The sequence below is a fragment of the Flavobacterium sp. ZB4R12 genome (assembly GCF_048276375.1).
Lineage (GTDB): Bacteria > Bacteroidota > Bacteroidia > Flavobacteriales > Flavobacteriaceae > Flavobacterium > Flavobacterium gawalongense.
On the sequence record NZ_JBLNKS010000042.1, the window covers coordinates 1 to 3308 of the forward strand.

The window sequence follows — 3308 nt, forward strand, 5'->3', positions numbered from 1 at the left end:
GTGCAAAAGTAGCACCTTTATTCAGTTATTCAAGCTTTTTAATCACTTTTTTTTAACGTTTTCTTGTCTTTTTCTTTAACTCGCTGGTATCTTGGTTCTTGAATAGCAAAGTTTTTTAGGTTGATTTGTATTCAATGACACAGATCCTTCCAATCTTCGCTCTTTGCTGTACCATACTATATATAGTATAACTTTATTATTCTCTTCTTTATTTATCTAATCTGACTCGAAACTCCGATTTATAGCGATTTTAGTCGGATTGTAAATTGTTGTACCAACAATAAATAGCATTGATACAAGCTACATACTATATAATATAATGCAACCAGAATTTAGTAAACCCGCAAGAAAATGGAATTGAAACGCAATTTGGTAAGGACACGTAGCGAATAGCCGACCCATTATACAAAAAGATGCAAATCTGCATCAATCCTAAAAGTTATAGGGAAAAATCAAAAAAAATCTTTGTATTTTCAAATTAAACATAAATGCAAGATTCCTATAGCGAACTAATCAAATAATTATTAACCGAGATAATCCTCGAATATTTCGAGTTAACTTCTTATAGAAAAGAACAAGAAGTCCTTCATCACTACTTAAAATAGATTAATTCTATTCCAAAAGAATATCGAGAACACAAATTAAGCTCCGAAAGGCTCTTTGATGAGATAACTGTTCAGGATTTTCCAGTATATCTTCATATGACTCTATAATAGCACTACTAAAGCTATTTTTAGAAATTAAAATTTAGTTAGAAGTAAAAATCGAACAACCCAGGAGTTTGTTTTTTTTAAAAAAGGGATCAATAGACTCTAGCCCAAATAATTATAATACTGATAACACTATCAACTAAGTTATTGGTAAAAAATTAGATCAAGTCTAAAAGTTATGGAGAAATATAAAAAAGGAGATATTTGTATTTCCAAATCAGATGCAAATACAAGATTCCTATAGCGAACTTATCAAGTTATTATTACCGGAGATAATCGTCGAATATTTCGAGTTAACTTTTTATAAAAAAGAGCAAGAAGTACTTCATTTGTATTTAAAAGAGAGCAACTCTATTCCAAGAGAGCATCGCCATGAAAAACTAAGTTCAAAAGGATTCTTTGATGAGATAACAGTTCAAGACTTTCCTATTCGTGGACATCAAGTGTATCTTCATATCACAGGTAAAAGATGACTTATACCATTTTGTCTTTGAATTTACTGTTATAATTTGTAAATTTGGCGTATGCCAAAAAAGATAAAAATAGAGATAACTGAAAGCTTAGAATTTCTGAGCAATGAGCACATCAAAGCAAAAGGGGAACTTAAAAAAGACCGCTTAAAAGTTTTGATTTATATTAAGGAGGGAAAATATCATTTCCAAAGTGATATAGCTAAAAAATTAGGTAGGACTGAGAAAACCGTGCGAGAATGGATACAGGAATATAGTCAGTCTGGACTTTCATCTCTTCTTAAAGTAAGTAGCGGAGGTAATAATACCAGAACAATTTCGGATAAAGCTTTAGAACTTATCGCTAAAAAAATCCTAGACGTAGAGACAACTATAACGTCTTATCTTGAACTTCAGTTAATTATAGAGGAAGAGTTAGGTGAGAAAATAGCATATGGAGCTTTATACTCTCATTGTAAACGTAAATATAAGTCTAAACTAAAAGTGGCTAGGAAATCACATCACAAAAAGGATAAAAAAGCTGAGGAGCTTTTTAAAAAACCTTAGATTTTCCTTAAAACAAATTAGATTAGGTCTAAATAAAAACAGCGTCACTTCTGTTAATCTGTACTTTCAAGATGAAAGCCGTTTTGGTCTAATAACTAAGCAGAAACGAGTAGTTTCTGCAAGAGGTATAAAACCAATTGGGGAATATATGCACAGCTACAAATACAAGTGGCTATGGGGAAGTTTTTCTCCTATTACAGGAGAAAGTTTTTGTATGACAACAACAGGTGTTTGTAAAGAATTGTTCATTAAACATTTGGAAGACTTTAGCAAGCATAAGCCTGAAGAACTTAAAATTATAGTGATAGACAATGCGGGATTTCACTCAACGAAAGATATAATTTTGCCGGAAAACATAGTATTAATGCCGATTCCGCCTTATTGTCCTGAATTGAACCCTGCAGAAAAGGTTTGGCAATGGATGAAAGACAAAATAGCGATGAAGCTGTTTGATACATTGGAAATTCTTGAAAGCAAAATGGATGACCTAATAAATAACCTAGAGGGAGACTTGATAAAATCGATTACAGGGTATGATTTTTATACAAGAACCTTTTCCAGTGTTTTTAAAGTTTAAATGGTATTAATGAAGATATTGGTAAAACGTATTTAGGGATTGGAATTTAGTAACAGACGGGGACTTGGGTAACACAAGAGTTTGCTTCTTTTCTAAAAGAAATCAATAGATTCCAGACCAAATAATTTTAATGCTATTGCTTCTTTCTATGGAGTTTCTGGCAAAAAATTACAACATCAATACAAAGATTTCGGATCAAGCCAAAAAGTTGGGGACAAATATTTAAATAACTAGATTTGCATTACTAAAAAAACATGTTTTGGATTTAGAATTAGCTATTTATTTTTTACCCGAAGGAATACTAGATTATTTTGACCCGGCATCTCACAAACTAGAAAAAGAAAAGCACACTTTTACCTAGGGAAAAAACATCATACCTGAAGAATATAAATTCAAGTTAGCCAAATCCAAAGGCTTCACTCCGGAAATTACAGTTGAAGACTTTCCCCTTCGAGGCAAATCAGTACTCCTTCACATTAAACGACAACGATGGACTTTAGAGAGTGGGGTAATAAAAGAGATTGGGAAATCGTAGCTAAAGGGACACGAATAACTTCTGAATTCGCGTCTTTTTTAAAAGGTATCATTGGATAACAATGCTGTAAGCGCCAGTAAACTCGGGAGCTATTACAACAATGCCAATGATAAAAAACTACAGTATCATTATAAAATCATTTAAGTGATTTTAAAAATTGGACACAAAAAACGCATACTAAAAAATGGTTGCTGTTTAGTAAAAACCTAAGCAAATATCTAAGTTTAGGCGAGACCTCACTTTCTAATGGCAAACTATATACCATTTTGACTAATAAAAATACCAAAGGAAAGAAAGGAGCCATTGTAACCGATAGATTCCATGTTTAAAATTTACAACTTAATCTGTTCAATTAGGTATTCCGGCGAAACTGTACCACCTATTCCGGTACAAAGTGTACCACTTTTTTAATGATGTTTTCTGTGGTTAAAATTAGATATTTTTTTTAGTTATTTTTTCATTTTTTTACG

Annotated in this window: 3 protein-coding genes; all 3 read left to right on the top strand. The window is 31.8% G+C overall.

What is annotated here, in order from left to right; genetic code table 11:
• Window positions 1-931 precede the first annotated feature (931 nt).
• The 3 genes from ACNO7W_RS16265 to ACNO7W_RS16275 are packed head-to-tail and all read left to right on the top strand — an operon-like array spanning window position 932 to window position 2303.
• The gene (locus tag ACNO7W_RS16265) at window positions 932-1183 is read left to right on the top strand and encodes a transposase (RefSeq protein ID WP_314898473.1); all 252 of its coding nucleotides are present in this window, start codon (window positions 932-934) and stop codon (window positions 1181-1183) included.
• A 51-nt stretch (window positions 1184-1234) separates the two neighbouring features.
• Entirely contained in the window at window positions 1235-1726 is a 492-nt protein-coding gene (locus ACNO7W_RS16270) for a helix-turn-helix domain-containing protein (RefSeq protein ID WP_417938913.1), read from the top strand.
• A 16-nt stretch (window positions 1727-1742) separates the two neighbouring features.
• Complete coding sequence (locus ACNO7W_RS16275) at window positions 1743-2303, top strand: IS630 family transposase (protein ID WP_417938914.1); 561 nt, start codon at window positions 1743-1745, stop codon at window positions 2301-2303.
• The last annotated feature ends 1005 nt before the right edge of the window (window positions 2304-3308 follow it).